The sequence below is a fragment of the Bacillus sp. FSL K6-2865 genome (assembly GCF_040311405.1).
GTDB lineage: Bacteria > Bacillota > Bacilli > Bacillales > Bacillaceae > Bacillus > Bacillus velezensis.
This window is the reverse complement of the sequence record NZ_CP152036.1, coordinates 1,835,377-1,859,417: the sequence shown is the minus strand read 5'-3', so window position 1 is coordinate 1,859,417 and position 24,041 is coordinate 1,835,377. Positions and strand designations below refer to the sequence as shown.

Here is a 24,041-nt window from a genome sequence, read left to right as displayed (position 1 = left end):
TATGCCCTAAAAATCACTCTCCCCTATTCGAAAGGATGTGACCTATATTTGAGTCAAAATTTAAAGATCATACTCACACCTAAAACTGATACTTCTTCAAAAACTGTCGAACAGTTAAATCAGCAAATTAAATCTCTAGAGAAAAAGCTTCGTTCCCTCAATTTAAAGACCAATATTGATGCCTCTGCTTTAAAGACTCTCAACGATTTCTCCTCTGCAGTTGACACTTATCAAAAACATCTCAAATCCTTCAATCAAACAGTTAAAGAAACCACAACGGTTACCAGAAATGCCGATGGCACTGTCGAAAAGCTGACGCAGCAATATAAGAAAAATGGCGAAATCATTCAGCGAGAAACAAAGACCATAGACAATCGTAATCAATCATTACGTGAACAAACGCAAGAAGTTAACAGGCTTGCTCAAGCGACAGAAAAGCTTGGTCAGGCACAGAAGAAAACAGAGCAAAAGAATGCTCAAGGACAAACGACGAGGGTTACTCAAAAGAACCGCAATGGCTTTGACGATATTACCTATACAACTGACCCAAAAACAAACGCTACAACGGCAAAAGTTACAACGAATTATGATCAGCAACGAAAAGCTATTGAACAATTAAAGCTGGATTTAGAAAAACTTAGACAGCAAGGAATTGTAACTGACACCACCCTCTCTTCCCTTGGACGGAAATTAAATACTGCTCAAACAGCACAACAAATTGAAGCATTACAAAACAGAATTAAAATGCTCGATGATAAGTCTGCTGCTGTGGCTAAAAATAATGAACTCCGAAAAACTATTGAGCTTTATCAACGCCAAGCGCAGGTAAACGCACAAAACCTTAATACGCGTTATGGCGATACGATGGGCGCTGGAAATAGACAAGCTATCCAAGAGTACCTCAATGCAGTTAATAGCCTTAATGTAAGTGCCGGCGGAAGCAATATCAGAGCTCAAATGCAAAGCTTGAACATGCAATACAGGGAATTGGCTTCAAATGCGCAAGCAGCAGCTAGTCAAGCCTCGTCTTTTGGTGCGGAGCTAACGCAAGCTTTCAAAAGTATGTCTACATATTTAATCTCTGGTTCTTTGTTCTACGGCGCTATATCTGGACTCAAGGAAATGGTATCTCAGGCTGTTGAAATTGATACTCTAATGACAAACATCAGACGTGTGATGAGTGAGCCTGATTATAAGTACAATGAGCTACTCGAGGAATCAATAAACCTAGGAGACACCCTTTCAAACAAGATCACTGACATACTCCAAATGACTGGCGATTTCGGGCGAATGGGGTTCGATGAAAGTGAACTGTCCACTCTAACAAAAACCGCTCAGGTACTTCAAAACGTCTCTGACTTGACTCCTGACGACACAGTTAACACTTTAACTGCCGCAATGTTAAACTTCAATATTGCAGCTAATGATTCTATTTCAGTCGCAGATAAGCTAAATGAAGTAGATAACAACTATGCTGTAACCACTCTTGATCTAGCCAACTCAATTCGAAAAGCAGGAAGTACTGCTTCTACTTTTGGTGTTGAATTAAATGATTTAATTGGATACACTACAGCAATTGGAAGTACCACTCGTGAATCAGGAAACATTGTTGGTAACTCATTAAAGACGATTTTCGCACGAATTGGAAACAATGATAGCTCAATTAAAGCCTTAGAACAGATCGGAATTTCTGTAAAGACTGCGGGTGGAGAAGCTAAGTCAGCAAGTGACCTTATCGGCGAAGTTGCAGAAAAATGGGACACTCTGAGTGATGCTCAAAAGCAAAATACCTCAATAGGCGTAGCCGGTATTTATCAGCTTTCAAGATTTAATGCAATGATGAATAATTTCTCTATTGCCCAGAATGCCGCAACGACTGCCGCTAATTCCGCTGGGAGTGCATGGAGCGAGCAACAGAAATACGCAGACAGCTTACAGGCAAGATTAAACAGGTTGTCAAATGCATTTACAGAAATGTCGGTTGCCTCAAGTGAAGCTTTCATATCAGATAGCATTGTTGTTTTTGCAGATGCGCTTAAAGGTTTAATGCAAATAAGTGCCCAAATAACTAAATCAGTTGGACTTCTTCCCCAAGTTATAGGAGCCGCTACAGCTGCAGTTATGCTTTTCAACACTTCCCTCCGTACAAGTGCACTTACTTCAGGAATGACAATGGGAGCCACTCTTAAGAATTTAGCGCTCAACTTTAATGCTGTAACTGTAGGTGTAACTACTGCGTCTGCCAAAACAGTTATTTGGAATAGAATTGTAACTGCGTTTAGTACGTCCCTAGCCGGGCTTAAAAAAGTAGCAATGACTACTGGAGCATTCTTAGCGGGTAGTTTTCTTCCAATGGCTGCAATGGTTGGTCTTGGGGTAGTAATTGAAAAACTTATATCATCTTATTCAAAGCTAAAACAAGCTAAAGAGGATTTTGAGCAATCAAAGTCTACAAGTATTGAAGCAATTACAACGAATAAAGATGAAACTGACAAACTAATAAGTCAATATCAAGACCTTCAAAAAGCTAAGGAATCAGGCTCTTTATCACCTGATAAAGAACAAGAATATCTACAAGTAACACAACAATTAGCACAAACATTTCCTATGCTGGTTTCTGGTTATGATTCTCAGGGCAATGCTATTATTAAAAACAATGAGGCATTAAAGGATGCCATTAAGTACACCGAAGACTTAGCCAAATTAAACAAAGAAGATATCAAAACAAGTACTAAAAGTGATTTCAAAGACCAGCTCAAAGAATTTGACAAATTAAGAGAACAGATCAATCAGTACGAGAAAATGGCAAATACGTACTCAAAAGGTAAATCTGTTTGGTCTTTCCTGGAGAATCCTTTCTCTAGTGATGATGATTACAAAAATGCAGGTGTTAAGGCAGAACAAGAAGCCAAAAGACTGGGTCAAAGTCTATCTGGTGTTCAAATTGAAATAAGGGAACAAGTTCAGAAAACAGTTGACGCTTATAACTCAATAAAAATTGACCCAAACATAAAGAAAGACATTAACGATGCATTTAGCAAAATTGATTTTACTAAGCTCAGTGCTGATGAACTAACCTCCTTTTCTAAAACTGTTTCTAATGACTTGGTAAGAATACAAGAAGCACTGAATTCTGGTGATAAAGACGGATTTGCTTCCGCATCTAAGAGCCTCGAAGAACTCGTCAATCAATACATGACTGGCGAAAACAAAAATAATGGCTTGGTTCTCTCTTATGACAATTTAAAAGAAGCCATTGACTCTACAAATGATTCAGCAAAAACTGCAAAAGTAACCTGGGATGAAAATGGTGAAGGTGTAGATGCATTAGGTGAGCAAGTCGGGAATTTATCTGACAAGCTCAAAGAGGCTAAAGGTGATTTTGAAGCAATTAAAGGAATCATCGATGACTTAGTTGAATCGAAGCAAAATGATGCTGCTATATCTGCTATTCAAAATGAAGCTTATGACACTATGTCTGACAGCATCTCCCCTTTAAATAACCTCCTTGAAAAAATGTCTGAAGGTAAAAGCATATCTGCAACAGAAGCCATGAAGCTTATTCAGAAAGAACATGATCTTGCTGATGCAATTTCAGTTGAAAATGGTGTTGTAAAAATCAACAGAAACGCAGTTGTTAAGCTTCGAGATACCAAACTCAAAGCTTACAATGATATGCAACAATCTGTAAGACAAGATTTAATTAATCAAGCTAATGCATTAAATAAAAAGATTAACATGTATAAGTCTGAAGTTCAGGCTATCAAGACTGTTCAAGACGCTTATAAAATGAAGTCTGAGCTTGAAGACAACAAGAAAAAGATATACGACGAACTAAAAAAAGGGAACAGTGGTGCGCTGCAGTTCCTACCGAAAACACAGGATGATTTAAACCAGGTCACTGATATCACCGATCAGCTTAAAGAGCTTGATAAACTAGCCGATTTGGCTTCAACTTCCCTTTCCGAAACAGGAACATCTCTTGACGACCTTTCTTCTTCAAGCGATAAAGCCTCTGAGGAAATTAAAACATCTATGTATGTGGCTGATAAATACAAGGAAGCTCTGGAGAAAGTCAACGCTGAAGTTGAAAAGTACAATAAGCAGGTAAACGATTATCCAAAGTATTCTCAAAGTTATCGAAATGCCCTGCAAAAAGAAATTAAAGCTCTCCAACAAAAGAAAAAGCTTATGCAGGAGCAAGCCAAACTCCTCAAGGATCAAATTAAGTCAGGGAACATTGCACAATTCGGTATAGTTACCTCTTCCCTTTCCTCTGGTTCATCTTCTGGTGGCTCTTACTCCGGTAAATACTCCAGTTACATTAATTCTGCCGCAAGTAAATATGGTGTTGATCCAGCGCTAATTGCAGCTGTGATTCAGCAAGAATCAGGATTCAATGCAAGAGCTCGTTCTGGAGCCGGCGCTGCTGGTTTGATGCAGTTGATGCCATCCACAGCTAAGAGTTTAGGTGTAAACAATGTTTATGATCCTTATCAGAGCATTATGGGTGGCACGAAATATTTAGCCCAACAACTAAGTAAATTTGGTGGCAATGTTGAGAAAGCACTTGCTGCTTATAACGCAGGGCCTGGTAATGTAATTAAATATGGTGGCGTCCCTCCTTTCAAGGAAACACAGAATTATGTTCAGAAGATCATGTCCAACTACACCAAGTCAATGACTTCTGCTAATTCATCCGTTGCAAGCTACTATCTGAAGAACAGTTCATTTAGAATAAGTTCTAAATATAATGCGCAAGATGGCGCTTACCGATCCACCCCACATAAAGGGACAGATTTTGCCGCAAAAGCCGGTACTGCAATTAAGTCTTTGCAAAGTGGTAAAGTTCAAGTAGCTGGTTATAGTAAAACTGCCGGTAACTGGGTTGTCATTCAGCAGGATGACGGAAAAGTTGCTAAGTATATGCATATGCTTGATACCCCTTCTGTTAAAGCCGGTCAAACTGTTAAAGCTGGCCAGACCATTGGTAAAGTTGGCAGTACGGGTAATTCAACAGGAAATCACCTTCATCTTCAAATTGAGGAAAACGGAAAGACGGTTGACCCTGAGAAGTATTTAAAAGGTGTCGGTACATCTATTTCAGATGCATCCCAAGCCGAAGCAGAACGACAACAAGCAATAGCGCAAGCTAAATCCGACCTCCTCTCCCTCCAAGGTGACATTGACTCAGTAAACGATCAGATACAAGAACTCAGATATGAAATCGTTCAGTCGAAACTTGATGAATTTGACAAGCGTATTGGCGATTTTGACGTAAGAATCGCTAAAGACAAAGCCCTCGCTAGTCATTATCTGAGCGACAGTAAAGAATTCCGCAAGTATACAAACGATCAGAAAAAAGCTTTAACTGAACAGCAAAAGATTCAGAGCCAGAAGATTTCTTTTATTGAAAAAGAAATCAAAACAAACAAAACTCTGAATTCCGCTCAAAGAGCACAGCTTGCTGAGGAATTAAAACAAGCTAAGATTGATCTCATCAATTTCCAAGAAGAAGTAAGAGAACTTCAGGGACAGCTCATCCAATCTAAAGTTGATGAAACGCTTAACGGTATAGAGAAATCAACCAAGAAAACTGAATCCAAGCTTAAAGATGTTGACAACAAGATTCAGATGACTACAGAAGACAAAGACAAAGTTAAGTACTACAGTCAGCAAGTCAAATTAGTACAGCAACAACAGGCTGAGTCCAAAAAATACATCAAGCAATTAGAGGAACAGAAAAAAGCAGCAAAGGGCTTTCCTGACATCCAGAAACAAATCACAGAGGAAATCGAAAATTGGAAAGATAAGCAGAAAGATTATAATCTTGAGCTTTATAACACCAAAAAATCGATCAAGGACATCTATAAATCTCTTGCTGATGAAGTTGTCTCCATCTACAAAGAGATGTACGAAAAGATGCGTGATATCGAATTAAAAGCGCACCAAAAAGCTACACAAGACTTGATTGATGAGATTGATAAAACTGATGATGAAGCTAAATTTCAAAAACAGTTAAAAGAGAAGCAAGATGGAATTCAGGAAATACAAGATAAGCTAAACAAGCTTGCACTCGATGATTCCGAAAAAGGCAAGTCTGATTATAATGATCTGAAAAAGGAATTAGAAAAACAACAGATTGATTTAGATGAGTTTCTTAAAGATCGTGAGAACAGCAAACGAAAAGAATCGCTGCAGGATCAGCTTGAAAAAGATCAGGATGCCATAAATGAAAAATATGATAACCTGACAAATGATGAGCGTGGATTTAAGGAACTTGAGAAAAAGCTAATGGATGGGAAGATTACTGATATTGCTAAACAACTGAATGAATTCTCTAAGTTCATTAATAGCAATATGGAGTCCATTGGGAAAAGTATCTCTAATAACCTGATCGATAAGCTTAAAGAAGCTTCTAACGCCCTTAATACTGTGACCAAAGGCAATAAAACTGGAAAAAAGGTATCTTCTTTTGCATCAGGCGGATATACAGGAACAGGACTAGGTGCAGGTAAGCTCGCCTTCCTTCATGATAAAGAGCTTATCCTAAATAAAACAGATACTGAAAATATGCTTGAAACTGTAAAGCAAGTTCGCAATCTGTCTGATAACGATTTGAATAATGAAACACCTAAATGGGGACAAGGTGGGAAATTAGCAGCCTTGATTAACAAAGGGATCACCTCTATTCCATCGATAATTCCGAATATTAACCAATCGAGTCTTTCTAATAGTTTGATCCCGACTATTCAAAGCATTGGTAAACCGATTTCGACACTCAATAATACTAAGGAAACAACCAAAAACATCTCCCCTGTATTCAACAATCATGTTACATTACACGGGATTAATGATCCTAAACAGATTACTAATCAGGTAATGAAAGAACTAAACGAAAGACAAAAACAATATGGCATGGAATTTTAATCATTTAGAGTCGGTCTTAGGATCGGCTCTTTTATTTGGAGGTAGCTTATGTTTCGTGAAAAAATGTATTTCATGTATAACGGAAGACGATCAACCGACTTTGGCATAGTCAATTGTTCGGTTGATGACGGTTTATTTAGAGAAGAATTTTTAAGCAGCCGCTCAATAAATGAGACGTCAGTAGCAGGTATTGATATACCGCATTTTGAAGGAGTGAAACGAGAACCGAGACAGCTCAAACTCCGCTTTTGGATGAGTGAATCATGGGATGAAAAGAAAATTAGTGAAATTGTAGATTGGTTGGATGTTGATTACTATCAGCCGCTCTCCTTTATGCCTGAAGACTATGTTTATTATTGTCTCCCTGTAGATGTGACTGAAATAGTTCATAACGGCTTGAAAGAAGGGTATTTAGAGTTAAACATGAGATGTGATTCCCCTTATAAATATAGTCCCATTACTAGCCTACATCAAATCGTTAATGACTATAAAACTGTTGAGATAAGAAACACGGGCAGAATTAAAATAACCCCTGAAATCACAATAGTTAAAAAAGGTAACGGAGATATTACCTTATCCAATCTTTCTAACTTTAATGGAGAACCACTCACCATAACCAACCTTGAAGATGGGGAGAAAATTATGATTGATGGAGAGTATGAAACCATTCAGTCAGACAAATACGGCAATTCACGATATAAAAATTGTAATGAAGAGTATTTGTGGCTTGTATATGGAGTAAATAGAGTTAAAGTCGAAGGCGGATGTCACATAACCTTCACGTATCAATGCACACACAATTAAACGGAGGCTGGCTTATGAGAAAACGAATAAATAGAAATATTAAGGTCGATAAATTAAAGCTGTCATTAACAACCACAAATAAAATAAAAATAGCCAACGTCCTCCCCTTCTTTTCCGCCTCCACAACAGAAAATTTTGGGAGCGGCTATAATGAACTTTCATTTGAAATTCCGACAACTATTCTAAAACGTCATGTCAAGAAACGCAATCATATTGCGGATATTCTTAAAGTGGGATTCTTGATTAAAGCTAATTATAAAAATGGAGAACATTGGTATGTCATTACGAACGTGGATAGAAAACAAGCAAGCGATTCTAAACGGATAGGAGTAAGCTGTAAAAGTCTTCACTATCTCCTATACAGAAAGAAAATTGATGCGTATGAAAACTTATCTCGAAATCTAACTGAAGCTGCTAAGGATTGTTTAAAAACAACTGGATGGAATATCGGCTATGTTTATGAGGATTTTAATATTAAACGCCGCTCATTCGATGAAACTAGCACAAACCGGCTTGACCTATTGTTTAAAATCGCTGAAACATTTGATGCAACATTGAAGTTTGACACTAAGAATGAAATTATTCACTTCCATAAGAAAGAAGAGCTGTGCGAATTTAAACATGTAAAGTTTAAACCAGGGCAATTTTTGATTGATGTTTCAGATCCGGACGACCTAGAAGAAGTTGTTACAAGGCTTAGAGTTGTAGGAAAAGACGGAATAGGCATTAACTCAGTTAATCCAACAGGACAGCCCTATTTAGATGACTTTTCGTTTTTCCTCTATCCTTTTGAACGCGATGAAAATAGAAATGTAATAAGGTCAAGTGAACGAATAAGTGATGAGCTGGCACATCGGATATTAGATTACAATGTGCTAGTAAATGAGAATTCAACACGATTCAAAGCGCTTTTAGATGAAAAAACACAACTTGATAATCAAAGATCGCAATTAGAAGCAGAAAAAGCAGCACTTGAAATTGAAAGAAAACAGATTTTAGATAAGATTGAAGTTGCTAAGAGCGCAAAGGATCCAATTGATGATCTTAACAAACAACTGAGTGATAAACTTGTAGAGGTAAACAAAAACCAGAAAGAAATTGAAAATGTAATCAGCAGCATTGCGAAAAATGCAACTGACACTGAAAACCTTAGAGGATTGTTATCCCAAGAGAATTTTTTCGGGGAAAAGCTAATGAGTGAACTGTCCAAGATCACATATGAAGATACCTGGACGAATGACAATATCTTTGATGAATCTGATTTATATGAAGCTGGTCTAAAAGAAATGGCAACCAAAAGTTCTCCGCCCATTAATATAACAAACCTTAGCGTATACAACTTCTTCAAGTGCATTGATCATCAATTTTATTGGGATAAATTTGATCTAGGGGATATCGTTCAGGTTGTCAATGAAGAGCTCGGCATAAATGTAAAAGCAACGATAACGCAGATTGTCATTAATCATGATGATTCAACTATGGCATTGTCAATAACGAATGGTAAGCGTGCAGAAAGTGCCCTGGATAAACAAATCAAGTCCCGATACAAAACTCAAAAAGCAGCTTCCGAATTTAATCAAAGAAAACTGGACTACGAAAAAGTGTATTACAATTTCACGCAGAGAAATGATCAAATTTCTACTCCTGTTGATCCCCCTACCCTATCCTCTAAACAAACTTTGTCACACATTGTAAATGATAACGGTTCTGTTGACATTACGGTTGAGTGGGAATACCCCGATGATTACACAATTGATAAAAATAATATAGACGGCTTCAGAATAATTGCATATGCCAGCGATTTACCGGATCAATACATGTTTGGAGCAACAATGGCACATGAAAATAGCTTGACTGTTGATAGAGAAAAACGTAAAGCGGTTTTCACAAGCCTTACTCCTAACAAGTATTACACATTTGGAGTACAAGCATATAGAAGCGTTGATCCCAATATTGCTACTGATGGATATATTAGATCTGACATTGTAGTCTCAAGTGTTAAATCAGAAAACCCCTACCTCCCCTCTAATTCCGTTGAAGTGAAAGGAAGTCTCGATGGAAAAGTTAACGGACTTTATACAATATCTACAGAGACAAAGCCCATTGCGCCAGAAGCGGGAACGATTTGGATCGATCCAAAGACTAATAAACAAGAGCTTTTTAATGGCGAAGAGTGGATTGTGTCTTCTGCGGGATCGGCTGATTCATTAAATGGTTACACGACTTCAACGCTATCCACGCCTAATACAATACCTGTACGTAATGACCAAGGAATCATTACAGGTTCCATAGATGGCAACGCTGAGTTTCTTGGGGGTAAACTACACTCAGAATATGCGCTATCCTCTGATGTTCCTCAGATGGCTAAAGGAACGTATGTGGGTGATGGAACAATTAGTAAACAAATATTGCTGCCTTTCACTCCAACACATGTGAAAGTGTGGCCAGTGTCTTCTAATGATTCCATGCTATTAATTGATGAGACAGGAGGTTATACGTATCAGGTAAATGAAATGGGAATATCCCTAATTGGAGGAAACTCTACCTACGGAAGCATAAATGAACTAGGATTTATAACAGGCTCAGACAGTAATCAAAGAGGGAATAAATTAAACATCAAGTATATCTGGGAAGCATATAGGCATGTACAATAAACAGGCGTATCCTTATTGGATGCGTCTTTTTTTGATTTTACAATGGAAATATAAAGAAGTCGCTCCGTAATGTAGGTTATAATAAATTAAATTAACAATTAGGAGAGGGTAAAATAAATGGAACAATTAATCTCAGTACTCATTTTTTCTTTACCAGGGTTATTAGCTTACTTTTGGATACAAATATTCGGTATAAATCCAGCAGTTAAACACAATGCTGGTGAACTTGTTGGTTTATCAGCTTTATTGTGGATTCCTGTTTCTTCGATAAACATATGGGTTATGAATATTCTTGCCAAGAGCGGGCAATGGTGGTCATACATGAAGACTGTGGAAGATATTAAGAACAACGCCGAGGATATTCGCTTTTTAACCTGCTTTACAATTATAACACTATTCTCAAGCTTGCTTGTCTCAGCTATTTGGGCAGTCTCTTTATACAACATTTTCCTTTGGGTGATTAACAAAATTAGATTGTTTAGAAATATGGTTGTTTTAGATGAGACCACGTCCATTTGGGACACTTTTTTTCTTGCTTTTAAAGAAAACAAAAAAGGTGACAATGAAAAGAAAAAAAAGACTCCTTCTCTGATAGTAGAAATGTACTATTTAAATAATCCAGATAACAGAATGTATGGAGCTATTTCAAATATGTCCCGCCCTTTTGAGGCGGAACGTGCATTAATTTTACAAGAACCTGATGAATGGAAACAAGCATACGAAAGATATAAGTATCCTGTTAAAAGAACCTATGTTGATACCAAATCAGGGCTGGTAGTTAATGAGTTAGATAATACCGAACATATTATTAAGTAATTATTTTTGAGGCGGTCTTGGTGCAGACGCAGTATCTCTCCGACCCGACCTTGTCTCACTACTGCCTTTATGAACTTTTGGAGCTTGAGGAACCGGCCGTTTACCGGATTCATTTAAGGGAATGTATTGTTTTGTTGTCAAAGTAATCACCTCTTCATCATCTTAGAATAACAGGACTTTATACTATTCGACAAAAAACGGTTATTTCCTTCTAAAATGAGGAAAGATTCCCTTAATGATTCTCGGCTAAGACATGTTTGTATAACTTTCATAAATAACTGTAAATGTTTATACTTTATACAAATAGAACTCTTTTGATTCTGCCTTGTGCTTCGTCCATACACTACTAATATTATGTTCTTTACAGATTTGGTAGGCTTCTTCACCTAAACACTCTCTAGTTTTTTGCAGATTTTGCACTTTTTCACCTTTGATATTATTATCCTTCCACCCTTTGAAATAAATCTTCTCTCCATCTTCATAAGCTGGACGATTCAATTCAGCTATTTCGTGAATTGCAACTCTTGAATTAACATTAACCCTTTCAGGAATCTGAATATTTAATTCTTCGAAAAAGTACTTTGGTTTAAAAGGATTATTCGGATCGTACTGTAATCCTAAAATCTCAACTAAAGCCTTATAATGGTCTCTGTCAATAGAGGGCTTTATATCATAGTCAGTACTTACAGACACGGAAAGGCAAAATAATTCAGAACGTACACCAATTAAAAGTTTATATGGGTCAATATCAGCTAAGAAGATCACTTTAAAAAGTTTTCCGTTTTTTCTAAAATCAAACTTCACACGTTCCAAATTGTTTTCTTTCATATTCTGATGAAGAATTTCTAATCCATCTAGTTTCATGGCCATCTCCTTTTTTGATGTTTATCATTCAATTTTAATGTTCTATGGACTATTTTTCCACTAAACAGATGACTTTTATGCAAAGACTTGACCGTTTTCATACGAAAATACCCCTTTTTTACTTAAAAATACCTTGTAAATTATATACCATTTTACCACTTGATCCCATAGTAGAAATTGTGTCATGATGGATTTTGGTATATAAAGTGTTTAACAGAAAGAGTGAGGGGATCAGCAATGAGTGACAAAAAATATGAATCTATACACTGGTTTGCGTCAGTACTAGCGTTTTTATTAATAATTTTGAATAGCTTTTTTATAAAAATTGAGGATGTAACTGTTGGTATTGCGATTGTATACATAGTGATCATGGGAATTGTTAGGAGTAAATGGAAAAAAGCTTAGAGAGAAAAGACTGCAGAGTTTAGAAGAGAGAGTCGCGCACTTGGAAGAATTGCTCAAATCAATTACACAATAAGAAAGGACGGTGAATTTAGTTTGGATTTTCCTCAGCTCTATAACGACCCTACCCTTTCTCAAAAAAGGAAGGGTTCAATCGATGACCCTTATTTAAGCTATAGTGAAACTTTAACTGTTTACAATGGTCGAGTCTTACTTACAGAAGTACCTAACCGTGAGTACAGAGTCGAGGTTAGTGGTGACAGTAAAGAATGGCGAGAAATTGAAGATGGTGAATTAGAAGACAACTACTTTAAGGTTGATTACCTTATGGGAGTTGTCTTTTTCAATGGTTCAAATGAAGGCAAATCACTTACTTTTACATATCAAGGAGAAGGTGCATCCTTCTTCCCTGCCTCAAGAATTTGGATTAAACGGCAAGGAAATATGGTCATTGAAACACTTCAAGGCTTAATTGATGATGCTGAAGATGCCATTATTCGTATCAACGAACGTATTGCTGAATGTGAACGTGTCACCAAGCGATGTGTTGAAATAACAAATTGGTGCAGACAAGCAACATCAGATTATGAGTATGTAGTTGAGAACACTAGGAAGATTTACTTGCCGTTTGTGTACACCTATCAGGATTTATTAAGCACTTATCCTTCCCCTCAAATTGGTTGGACTGTCACTGTAAAAGAAACAGGCATTGAATATCGATGGGATGGTTTTGACTGGATAAATATTAGCGTCTCAGATAAGTATGATGGTTTCAACATTGTTTCTAGCTATGTAGAGCCTTACAACATCAGGTCAGTATGGTTGAGAACGAACAATGCTCCCAAAAAGATGAGGATAAAACCTTCTGTAGAACCCCCTGACGGAAGTATGGTTTGGATTAGAAAAGGATAAGGAGGAGTATATATTGAACGACAATTTAATTCCTGTAAACACAATGGGTTATATGGACGAAGAAACAGAGCAATGGATACCCATTGATGCTATCGGGTTAAAATCAAATAATATTAGATATACTGCAGACGATATTCAAGAGGCTTTTGATAAAGCTTCTAAGGATATTAAAAACGTAATAAGTACAGTCGATTCTGGCTTAACAGATATCACAAACACTATTGGAGACATTTCAAAAATCCCTGCATCCGGTGCAACAATTGTTGATAAAGTCCTAAATGAATTTATCAGACGAAGTGTCAATGTTCAGGATTTTGGAGCTAAGGGTGACGGTGTCACTGATGACACTGAAGCTTTTAAAGCTGCCTTTGCAAGTGGGAAGCGAGAAGTTTTTGTTCCTGCAGGTATTTATATGGTTCAAGGATTGCATATTCCCTCTTATGTCAGACTCTATGGTGTTGGATCAGGGTCTATTATCAAACTTCATCCTACAGCTGCTGGAACATCTTGCGTTCTTACCAACAGTGACTATACTAACGGAAACGAATATATCTTAATTGAAGACTTAGACCTCGATTGGAATTTAGACAAAAAGGATAACACCATCACAAACGGGACAAATGCAAACTGTGTGGGTATTGTTAACTCTAAATTTGTTCGGGTTAGAAACGTCAATGCCCGAAATCCCGGTCTTCATGGTTTTGATGTAAGCTCTCCTATTTGGAACACTTCTTCAGATGGCGCTGATTATTATCAACCGAAGGGCAGTAAATATGTTTGGATTGAAAACTGTACTGCAACTAATTTCGGTGACGATGGCTTCACAACTCACTATTCTGAATACATCTACTTCACTAATTGTCACGCATACAATGCCAATGGGTCTGCTCATGACAAAGGCTCATCAAATTCAAATGGTTTTGAAATCGACGACGGTTCTAGAAACGTATGGCTGGTGAACTGCAACAGTCAAAAAAACTGCAGAGGTTTTGAAGTTAAAGCCCACAATAGAGCGCCTGCAGCAAGAAACGTTAATTTAATCAACTGCTACTCAGAGAATGACATTCGTGCATTTGATTTTAGACACATCGGCTTTCATCGTGCTTCTGATAAAATTTCCACTAGTGCATTCGACATTAATGTTGTTAACTGTACTGCGAAGTCCCCAATTTTTAGTGACCTTTATAAAGAGTTGAGCCCACGAGCACTAGTAATCTCAGCTTACAGAAATGTCAACATTTCAAACTTTAACGCAATTGGAGACCCTTTTTATGATTACAAAGGAAATCCCGCAATCGCTACACAATTTAAATCAAGAAACATCAATTTAAACAATCTTTCTATTTCTAACTTCAAAACATCTGGAGCTGACATTTATGTATACGGTGGGGATCAAAAATCAGATAATGTAAATATTTCAAATGTGAATTGTTTTGAATCGGCGAGAATCGGCGTGCGTATTGGCAGTGGCACAGAAAATGTAAAGCTTATTAATGCAAGTTTAATAGGTGATGGGAAAGCTGACAGTATTGGTGTATATTGTTCTAATTCTCAGGTAAGCCTTATGGGAATTTCAGTGGAAAAATACAAAAAGGCTGCCAGAATTGCAGGAGTTGATTACACTTTTGTACCAAATAATATAAAAGGCGGAACAAGGATTGCAACCTCTTCTGGAGCACCCAAATCTAGCACCGGCTTAATAGCAGCGTCTACTGGACAACCTGAAGTATCAGGTGAAGCTTCTGCTGTTATAGGGACCACTGGTGGAGCAAAAGCAACTGGGGTTAGAACAGGAGTATTTTCCTCTTCCGGAGCAAGTTCCGTTAGCGGTTCGCGTAGCACAGTCATGTCTTCAAACGAATCCCACATTGAAGGCGACAATGTCTCACGAACTATCTTATCTTCGGGAGGAGTCAAACTCGGTGCAAATGATCGCTATATGGTGGTTGGTGGATATGGTTCTACCCCGTCCAGAGCGAATATCAAATGGATGCTAAACTCCTGGAACGGAGACATAACATCTACCGGCAAAATAAATGGCGGAGCCACTTTCAGTGATTACGCTGAGTATTTTGAAAGCCTAGACGGAAAAGCAATACCAACAGGAACAATTGTCACTCTTGAAGGAGCTAAAATTCGCCCGGCGAGAAAAGGTGAAGATGTACACGGAGTAATTTCCGAAACTGCAGGGACTATTTTAGGCGGAGCTGATATTCACTGGCAAGGTAGATATTTAAAGAATGAATTCGGTGGATACATATATGAAGATGTGGTCAACCCAGAAACCGGTGATGTTAAGAAACTGCCTAAAGTAAACCCTGAGTGGATTGAAAAAATAGATTACGTCCCTCGTGAAGAACGCCCTGAATGGAATATAGTAGGATTGCTTGGACAGGTTTATGTGAAAGTGGACAACACCGTTTCTGTTGGAGATCGGATTGAAGGCAATTATGGCATCGGCACAAAAACAGAAGACAGATTTTACTCCTGGAAGGCTATGGAGATTGTAACTCCATATTCAGACAAGCTTGGCTATGGCATTGCTATATGCTTAATTAAGTAATCCTTTGAAACTAAAGGAGGTGATTATGTTCTAGTTAAAATATAAATTTTATTCAATTTACAACATCCAAAAACAGAGATAACAAGAGCATACGTGAGATAAAGAGAGATTGGGATTTGTCCCCTTCTCTCTTTTTTGTGCTCAAATTTAATTTTAGGAGAGATGTTTAATATGGCTATTCAAGCGAGACAAATGTTAGTATCCCCAGAAAAATATTCAATCAAAGGTCCCTATGCTATGACAGCTGAGTATATTACTTTCCACAATACAGCAAACGACGCAAGCGCAAATAATGAGATCAGTTATATGAGAAATAATAATGAAACAGTATCATATCACTTCGCTGTAGACGATAAAGAGGTAGTTCAAGGACTCCCAACAAACCGAAATGCTTTTCATTGTGGTGATGGTGAATACGGGACTGGAAACCGCAAGTCAATCGGTGTTGAAGTTTGCTACTCCAAGTCGGGTGGAGAACGCTATAGAAAAGCTGAAGCGTTGGCTATTAAGTTTATTGCACAACTCCTTAAAGAACGTGGCTGGGGCGTAGATCGAGTTAAAAAGCATCAAGACTGGTCTGGCAAGTATTGCCCGCATCGAGTTCTTGATGAAGGACGTTGGAATGCTGTTAAAGCTGCTATTACTGCTGAATTGAAAGCACTCGGCGGAAATACTTCTTCCTCATCTTCAAAGCCAACAAAAGTCGTTAAAACAAATGGTTCTTATGTTAAGAACACAGTTATCGCTGACAGTCTTAATGTGAGAACCCAACGCAATGCAAACTCCTCTATTGTACTCGCTCTTCCTAAAGGCTCCACTGTCCAATATCAAAAGGGATCAACTCAAAACGGTTGGGGATATATCAAATATACAAACTCCAAAGGTGCTACATACAGCGGATACGTAAATGTGAAATACATTAAAAGCGATGCTGAGCTTGGACAATCAGCCCCAAAGCCTAAATCCACTTCTAAGCCTAAAAGCAGTGGTATCAAATCTGTAGGCAAAATTAAAATTGTCGGTGTAAAAAGCGCTGCAATCGTAATGGACAGACCTGATAAAAACAAAGCACAGAATCTCGGCACTGTGAAGCTAGGTGATACCGTCAACATTTCTGGCTCAGTGAAAGGTTCGAACAATGCTAAGGGTTATTGGGAAGTTATCTACAAAGGTAGACGTGGCTACATCTCTGGACAGTTCGGGTCAAAAATCTAAATATATTTAAAAATCTTTGAGGATTGTTGTTGATCGAGGTATATCAATGATTATCCTCTTATTTTAGGAGGTGATGTAATGTCACCTTTCTATTTTATCAAAGGTTGGTGACAAATGGATAACTTTGAGCAAAGCACCATTTCAAGATTAAGTGCACTTGAAGAAAAAGCTAAGCACACTGATAACAAAATTGACTCTCTTGAAGAAAGAACAAATGTTATTGGTCGTATTGCTACGCTTGTTGAGCAGCAAGTCGAAATTAATAAGGATTCTCAAGCACAATCGAGAGAACAATTCAGCACTCTGAACGAAATGAGCAACAGTTTAAAAAATCTGAGTAAATCATATGAAAAACTGGACAATCGAGTTGAAATATTGGAACGCTCTGATTCTACTCGCAAAATTGATCCCTCTCAGTTTACTAAAGACCTTGTGTTTAAGGTACTGCCCAGTGTAATTGCGACTATTGTCGCAGCCTGGTTACTCATACATTTTGGGCTTAAATAAAATGAACAGGAGCGAATTTCATGACTAAAATTAACTGGAAAGTAAGACTTAAAAAGAAAACATTCCTGGTTGCAATCTTCTCTGCAACTCTTTTGTTTGCACAAGCAATTGCATCAGCTTTTGGATACGATATTTCTGTGTTTAGTGATGATCTCACTGAGAAATTTAATGCACTGCTGACATTTTTAACTGCCATGGGAATTGTGGTGGATCCAACCACTACAGGTATCTCAGATAGTGATCAAGCAATGGAATACACAGAACCAAAATAACTCGGGGGATTTCATCTCCCCTTTTTTTTCTTTTTTAATTAAGAAAGGAATGATTGTTGGTCATGCAAATAGGATCTGGATATATCGGGAGTCCAATGCTTGAGAAGTCAAAGTCTAACCATGAAGTAATCCCTTCCCCACCTGATACATGGACGATTAAATATTCTTTCTATAAGTTCAGCTTTTTAAATGATCAGGAATGCCACGTATCAATCAATAGTGGCGATCCTATCTATTTAAGAGCTGGGCAAGGCTTTCAAATGGACGCTCATGATTCACCTATCACAAGCTTCAAGATTTCTGAGTCAGGAATAACATATAACTTTTTGGGGGCGCATAAATGAGTTTCTTCAATCCGATGGTTAATGTCTCAATTGTCACTGGGAAGTCTGCTTATGATATTGCAGTGGACAATGGTTTTTCAGGAACTGTAGAGGAATGGTTAGCATCATTAAAAGGTGAAAAAGGCGACACTGGAGCTACAGGTGCAACCGGGGTTAAAGGTGCTACTGGCGCTGCCGGTAAAGATGGAAAATCAGCATATGAATTAGCTGTTCAACAAGGTTTCTCAGGAACATTAGATGAGTGGCTTGCCTCACTGAAAGCAACAGCAAACTGATCACGTACCCTTCTCTAACGAGGAGGGTATTTTTTTCGTTTCGTTCAAAATCGAATTATTGATTTGTTTTTAATTTTCACTCAAATCCCCTTTACATTTCTTTCCTCTAATGTAACTATATAATAAAATGGATATGAAAGGGGTTTAGGACTTGAAGAGTGAAAAGGTCATTCCTTATGATTTAGTAGCAACAAAGATGAATCATTGGTATGTGGCTATTAAAAAGAATTGGGTCGGTAGAGCAGAAGAAATGCGGAAAGAAGTTATGCAGGAAATAAAAATTATGGAAGAAAATCAAGATGTTTTACTATACTACTCCCTGCTTGAGTTTAGACATAAGTTAATGTTGGCATATATGTATCCTAACGCTATAAAAGACATTGAGAAAAATTATGGTGAGTTAAAAGCATATGAAGGTCATGAAAACTTAACAGGAATGCTCGAATATTACTATTATTTTTTCATGGGCATGTTCTATTTTAGACAAAAGGAGTTGGCATTCTCCCTTAATCACTATAGACAAGCTGAGAGATATTTGGATTCAATCGAGAGCGAAGATATTGAAGTTGAAAAAGCTGAATTTTATTTTAAATTATCAGAAGTGTATTACCACATGAAACAGACTTATTTTTCAATGAATTATGCCATGAGGGCTTACGATATATTTAAAAAGCAACCTGTTATTGACGGTAACCCTACATACGGGGTACAAAAGGTACGCTGTCAATTCGTCATATTTGGTAATTTATTGGACAGTATGAAGTTTGATGAAGCTTTAAAGCAAGCATACAAAGCGTATCAGGAAGCAGTAGAGCTAAACAAAAGTGAAAAGAATCGTGGGCATTTGATGCGTTCAGCACTGTTTAATATTGGATTATGTTATAATCAAATGGAAGAACTTGATAAAGCATTTTTTCACTTTAATAAGTCACTTCAAATCATTGAGCCGGAAAATCATGATTACGCTGCTAAAACATTATTTGTTATCTCCTTCTTAAAGGGAAGGCAAAATGACATTGAAAACGCAAAAAAATTTTATGAACAGGCCAAACAGTTGGCTGAACGGCATAACAATGAAATGGTGCTTGAAAAGTTAAAAATGGTTAAAGGACTTTTCTTGAACTATGATTTAGACTTAGTTAGGAAAACATTCGAGTTCTTCGAAGAAAGAAGTATATACCCTGACATGGAAAGCTATGGTGTCTCTGTAGCAGATTTTCTCACTGGAAAACAGGATGCTTGGGGTGCAGTTGAATTTTATCGTTTGGCAAATGAAGCAAGAAGACAAATCAAAAGGGGAGAAGCAATATGAAAACTAAACTATTTATCTGTGCAGTTCTATTATTCGGCGTTGCCGGAACAGTGGGTGCTTCCTATCTCCAACAACAAAATGATACGTTCAAGGTTGCTGAAAGAGCCGAAACGTAAAAAACTAATGACTTTGTAAGGAGAACAGAGGGAGCTACTCTCTGTTCTCATGATTTATGTCCACCCGTCAAACCTGCTCTATACAAAGCTGTGCCTCCAGGTGTATAGGAAACAGCTCGTAATATCGCTTTAGATCCGTATTTATTTCTTATCCCGTCCATAACAAATCCAAGCTTTCTTCTCTTCTCATTATCTTTTTCAAACAGACTTAATTGTTGATTTACATCATCTTCAATATTGGATAAGGTAACTGAAACACTTCGTACCGTTTTGCCTGTATAGAACTTATCAAATAACATCAAGCAATTTCGATAAATATCCATTGTGATATTTGTAGGTAAATCAATTGTTTTAGCTCTGTGAAAGCCACCGCCGAACTCATCTTTACTGTAACCAATTCCCAAGCTGATTGTGCGCCCTACTTTATTATGCGTTCGCGCTCTCCGTGCAACCTCTTCACAAATCTCCAAGAGGACTGCTTTGATATCCTCTTTCTTCGTATAGTCTCTAAGTAATATCTGACTTTTCCCGTAGCTTATTTGCCCTTGCATCAAAGGAGCTCCAATTTCAGAAAGGTCGATTCCATGGGCATGATAATAAAGCTGATTGCCCATAATGCCGAAGCGTTTTTCAAGCAGCTCTAATGGATAATTAGCTAATTGGCCAACAGTTGAGATCCCCATCCGGTTTAAATTCCTCTCCATCCTCCCTCCTATTCCCCACATTTCAGATAACGGATGAACACACCAAAGCTTTTTAGGAACATCTTCATATCTCCACCGTGCAATCCCATTCTTTGTTTTCTTGCTCTCTAAATCAAGAGCTAACTTACTCAGTAGCATATTGTCACCAATACCAACAGTACAAACTAAGCCAAACTCTCTCTTCATACTGCTCTGAATTGCCTCTGCCATGGCTTCTGGATTTTCTTTTCCTGCATCTAAAAAAGATTCATCAATTGAGTAAGTGTGTACACATGTTTCAGGAACGAACCTGTAAAACAATTTAGTGATTTCAGTTGAAACTCTGATGAAAAGTTTCATTTGCGGGTTTACTATGTGAATTCTTGGATCATCTGGAATCTCAAATAACCGGGAGCCAGTCTTGATTCCATAATCTTTTTTAAGTGCAGGAGATGCTGCTAAGACAACACTTCCCTGTCTATCCGTGTTTCCAACTACAGCGAGATAACATGTCATTGGATTCAATCCCATTGTTACAGCTGCAACTGAAGCATAAAAGGATTTCATATCTACACAAAGTATATTTTTACGTGGAAACTGTGAGTAATCAATCATTGTAAGCAACTCCTATGATGTCATTCATGGTGATGTATACGGTTTGATCGTGTTGATCTTTTAAATGTAATTTGTGTTGTTCGTAATTGAGATATTGAACTGTGCCGATTAAATCCTCGGCAACTCCTTCTTTAAAGAGTTTAAACTTCAGTTCTTTATTCAGCGCCATTGCTTCAGAAACCAAGATGTCAATCTCCTCAATTTGTTGTTCATCTAAAGATGGCTTCTCCATTTTCGAAACATCTAACAAGTCCTGTTTTAATTGCGTTAAATGTTCTGGAAGCATCATGGAAGTCCATTTGATCGTCCCTCGATCTCTAAGCATTTTGAATCACTCCTTTATTGATCTAATATTAACAGAACAAACGTTCTTTATTCAATATAAACAAGAACAATAGTTCGATGTAATTGTTGGAAATGACTATTCATCACCTATGCTATGGTCTTCTCTAGTCGAGACATTGAATTCTCTCCAAGAGCTAAAAGAAATCCGCAGGAAAAAGTAAACACACAGCCGCATTCTTTTCTGGCAGCTGTGTGTCTTTATTTGTCTTTATCGGCTCCGGATTTCTCTTGTTTTTCATTCGGTAGCTGAATGGAAGGCGTCACACCTGATCCGCCGCTTCCGTTATAAAACTGCGGCACCTCTCCTTGAATCGCTTTAATGGAGACCGGTATATTATTTGTCACGACTGATGTCTTACTGGCAAACGGAATAATGACCTTTACTTTAATTTCCACAAAAATACTGATATCGATCAGGGCATTGTTAATGCCGTACGGCTTTATTTTTGTTTTCACATCAGTTAACGCATCTCCGATCAGGTTAAAGCGCACGGGGATTTTCGGCCCGAGATTTCCGAGAATGCTGTTTCCCGTGACCTGCCCTAAAGGGATGTTAATCATAATTTCATCGGCCGTTTTCGCGCCTTTTTCTGTTTCATGCTGCTTATTGTTCGACTCCGCTTCCTTCAGATGAGCCTGAAGCTGCTTTGTCACTTTCGCCTTCATACTGTTGACCATTTGTGTATTAAAATCCATCGTTGTGACTTTTCCGTTTTCATCCGTTTTCATATCGACCATATCTTTCACATTGTCGCTGTGAGACATGTATTCTTCAATGGATTCCGTAATGACCTCTGTCGCCACCCGTTTGGTTTCCATTTCTCCTATGTTCATCAGCACCGGTTTGATTGAGGAGTTGATCATCCAGAGGCTGATGACCGTCGATATGATAAAAAAAGCAAACGACAGAAGAAGCACATATCGAAAAGGCAAAGGCCCTCTCTTGCGAAGAGCGCTCCGGTATCTAGGCAAGAAAAATCCCCCCTTACATATCACAATGTATGCTTGTAAGGGGGGACATAGTAATTTATTTTCACATTTAAAAACTCCAACATAAAGCACTGTTTTCCTTTCGGATCACGCAAATGACGGGCTATTTTTTATATCCTGCTTATTTTCGTTTTTCTAATCCTTTTTCTTTTCATATCTTCATTAGATATTTTTGTTTGCATCTCCATAACACTTAATTGGCTTTTTAATATCTTAATGTCTTGTTTATTGAGCACTGGAGGCACATTTATTTCTGCCCTTTTGCCACTTGTTAATGAAAACTTTAAAACCTGTTTAGCTAAAGTAAATTCCAACGCCAGATTCTCCTTTAGTTAATTTCAACAATTTAAAATTATAAGAGCCAAGATGCACTTATACAATAAAGGTTACATGATATTGTCTTAATCATCAAACTTTGATTTTCAATTGACTGTTTCAGCTTGGTAATCTGTCTCCTACAATCACAGACATATATTTGGAATTAGTGTATAATGATTCCTGTACATTAAGTTTGCTCACTCAAGGGAGTCTTGCTCATCCCCTACGAAAGGGGGTGATGCTTATGTCAACATTTCAGGCATTAATGTTAATGCTTGCATTTGGGTCGTTTATAATCGCCCTGTTGACGTATATAAATAAAAAATAGACCTCCCTTGAGACTGGAATCCTGAAGGGACAGGTCTATCACGAATAACTGCTGAGCAAGCCCTTTGATGGGTAGCTTTTTGTACAGAGCCGGGGTGCTACCAACACCCTGGTCTTTTTATTTTATGCATTTCTTATTAAAGAAATACACTGTAACCAGTCTGTATTTTACAGTTTGATTATAACACATTAAATGAAACCATTGAAATAATTTGCAAAACATTTGTTTTATGGATAAAACCATTATTTATAGATTTTAATCCTGCGGTCTCTTATTCATCCATTACACAAGTGCAATACTTTTGCTTAATCGTCCCAGTCTTCATCCTCAATCCAGTCGTCTTTAGCTTCTTCTAGTTCCTCTATTAAAAACTCTAGGAATGTGCTACCAACTTGTTTACCATATCCCTCTTGGTTATCCCAAAGAATGACTGGGCATTCTCCACCTTTCATCTTGTTAGTGTCAAGACAATAAGAAAATTCATCTACATATTCGATCACTACAAGACCATCGGAAAGGTTATAATATTTTTTATATTCATTGGTCTGTTCGACAACTTCAGCACCGTGAGAGTCATATCCGAGTATCATTGTTCCGTATGCTCCCCCTGAACCATACTCAGTTAAAAACCATTTATAACTGTCTGGAAGCGTTACATTGAGATACTCTTCTATTTCTCTAATTTGATCTCCAGTGACTCCTCCCGTGAGAATTGAATTTTCTTTATTTTCATCAAAGAAAGTTTTTATTTTCGAATAATCCATTAAACTTTCACC

General features: G+C 37.6%; 18 protein-coding genes. 12 read left to right on the top strand and 6 right to left on the bottom strand.

What is annotated here, in order from left to right; genetic code table 11:
- Positions 1-48: 48 nt before the first annotated feature.
- The 4 genes from NYE42_RS08945 (at position 49) to NYE42_RS08930 (ending at position 11,204) form a co-directional block, all read left to right on the top strand.
- Positions 49-6,930: a phage tail tape measure protein gene (locus tag NYE42_RS08945; protein WP_352426914.1), complete on the top strand. Its 6,882-nt coding sequence runs from the start codon at positions 49-51 to the stop codon at positions 6,928-6,930.
- 48 nt (positions 6,931-6,978) lie between these two features.
- The gene (locus NYE42_RS08940; RefSeq protein WP_199022539.1) at positions 6,979-7,734 is read left to right on the top strand and encodes a phage tail domain-containing protein; all 756 of its coding nucleotides are present in this window, start codon (positions 6,979-6,981) and stop codon (positions 7,732-7,734) included.
- A 14-nt stretch (positions 7,735-7,748) separates the two neighbouring features.
- Positions 7,749-10,388, top strand: a complete 2,640-nt coding sequence (locus NYE42_RS08935; RefSeq protein ID WP_352426913.1) for a phage tail protein — start codon at positions 7,749-7,751, stop codon at positions 10,386-10,388.
- A gap of 117 nt (positions 10,389-10,505) precedes the next feature.
- The gene (locus tag NYE42_RS08930) at positions 10,506-11,204 is read left to right on the top strand and encodes a hypothetical protein (protein ID WP_127010393.1); all 699 of its coding nucleotides are present in this window, start codon (positions 10,506-10,508) and stop codon (positions 11,202-11,204) included.
- Positions 11,205-11,492: 288 nt separating this feature from the next.
- On the opposite strand, the gene NYE42_RS08925 is transcribed toward NYE42_RS08930, so the two are convergent.
- Complete coding sequence (locus tag NYE42_RS08925) at positions 11,493-12,068, bottom strand: DUF6037 family protein (protein ID WP_199022537.1); 576 nt, start codon at positions 12,066-12,068, stop codon at positions 11,493-11,495.
- A gap of 498 nt (positions 12,069-12,566) precedes the next feature.
- Here NYE42_RS08925 and NYE42_RS08920 point away from each other — a divergent pair, with 498 nt between their 5' ends.
- The 7 genes from NYE42_RS08920 to NYE42_RS08890 all read left to right on the top strand — a co-directional run bounded on the left by NYE42_RS08920 (position 12,567) and on the right by NYE42_RS08890 (position 19,870).
- Entirely contained in the window at positions 12,567-13,382 is an 816-nt protein-coding gene (locus NYE42_RS08920) for a hypothetical protein (RefSeq protein WP_020954192.1), read from the top strand.
- Between the two features lie 13 nt (positions 13,383-13,395).
- The gene (locus NYE42_RS08915; protein ID WP_352426912.1) at positions 13,396-15,945 is read left to right on the top strand and encodes a peptidase G2 autoproteolytic cleavage domain-containing protein; all 2,550 of its coding nucleotides are present in this window, start codon (positions 13,396-13,398) and stop codon (positions 15,943-15,945) included.
- 171 nt (positions 15,946-16,116) lie between these two features.
- Positions 16,117-17,160, top strand: a complete 1,044-nt coding sequence (locus NYE42_RS08910; protein WP_342497386.1) for an N-acetylmuramoyl-L-alanine amidase family protein — start codon at positions 16,117-16,119, stop codon at positions 17,158-17,160.
- Positions 17,161-17,274: 114 nt separating this feature from the next.
- Positions 17,275-17,667, top strand: coding sequence for a hypothetical protein (locus NYE42_RS08905; protein ID WP_014417852.1), 393 nt, complete (start codon positions 17,275-17,277; stop codon positions 17,665-17,667).
- A gap of 20 nt (positions 17,668-17,687) precedes the next feature.
- Positions 17,688-17,939 carry a phage holin gene (locus NYE42_RS08900; protein WP_014417851.1) on the top strand — a complete coding sequence of 84 codons (252 nt, stop codon included), beginning with the start codon at positions 17,688-17,690 and terminating at the stop codon, positions 17,937-17,939.
- 340 nt (positions 17,940-18,279) lie between these two features.
- On the top strand, positions 18,280-18,558 hold the full coding sequence (locus tag NYE42_RS08895) for a hypothetical protein (protein WP_022553060.1): 279 nt from the start codon (positions 18,280-18,282) through the stop codon (positions 18,556-18,558).
- A 151-nt stretch (positions 18,559-18,709) separates the two neighbouring features.
- Positions 18,710-19,870, top strand: a complete 1,161-nt coding sequence (locus NYE42_RS08890) for a Rap family tetratricopeptide repeat protein (protein WP_342497384.1) — start codon at positions 18,710-18,712, stop codon at positions 19,868-19,870.
- Between the two features lie 163 nt (positions 19,871-20,033).
- Here NYE42_RS08890 and NYE42_RS08885 read toward each other — a convergent pair whose 3' ends face one another.
- From NYE42_RS08885 to NYE42_RS08870, 4 genes are all read right to left on the bottom strand, one after another.
- A complete protein-coding gene (locus NYE42_RS08885; protein ID WP_342497383.1) occupies positions 20,034-21,284 on the bottom strand; it encodes a UV damage repair protein UvrX in 1,251 nt (416 codons plus the stop codon).
- Entirely contained in the window at positions 21,277-21,609 is a 333-nt protein-coding gene (locus NYE42_RS08880) for a YolD-like family protein (protein ID WP_352426911.1), read from the bottom strand. Before NYE42_RS08880 ends, NYE42_RS08885 begins: the two co-directional genes overlap by 8 nt.
- A gap of 218 nt (positions 21,610-21,827) precedes the next feature.
- Entirely contained in the window at positions 21,828-22,601 is a 774-nt protein-coding gene (gene yunB / locus NYE42_RS08875) for a sporulation protein YunB (protein ID WP_342497381.1), read from the bottom strand.
- A gap of 128 nt (positions 22,602-22,729) precedes the next feature.
- Complete coding sequence (locus NYE42_RS08870) at positions 22,730-22,933, bottom strand: hypothetical protein (RefSeq protein ID WP_021493638.1); 204 nt, start codon at positions 22,931-22,933, stop codon at positions 22,730-22,732.
- Positions 22,934-23,175: 242 nt separating this feature from the next.
- Between NYE42_RS08870 and NYE42_RS08865 the strand changes: the two genes are divergently transcribed.
- Positions 23,176-23,265: a putative holin-like toxin gene (locus NYE42_RS08865; RefSeq protein WP_076982784.1), complete on the top strand. Its 90-nt coding sequence runs from the start codon at positions 23,176-23,178 to the stop codon at positions 23,263-23,265.
- 305 nt (positions 23,266-23,570) lie between these two features.
- Here the strand turns inward: NYE42_RS08865 and NYE42_RS08860 are convergent, their stop codons facing one another.
- Positions 23,571-24,029 (bottom strand): SMI1/KNR4 family protein, encoded by a 459-nt coding sequence (locus NYE42_RS08860; RefSeq protein ID WP_013352370.1) that lies wholly within the window; start codon positions 24,027-24,029, stop codon positions 23,571-23,573.
- Positions 24,030-24,041 lie beyond the last annotated feature (12 nt).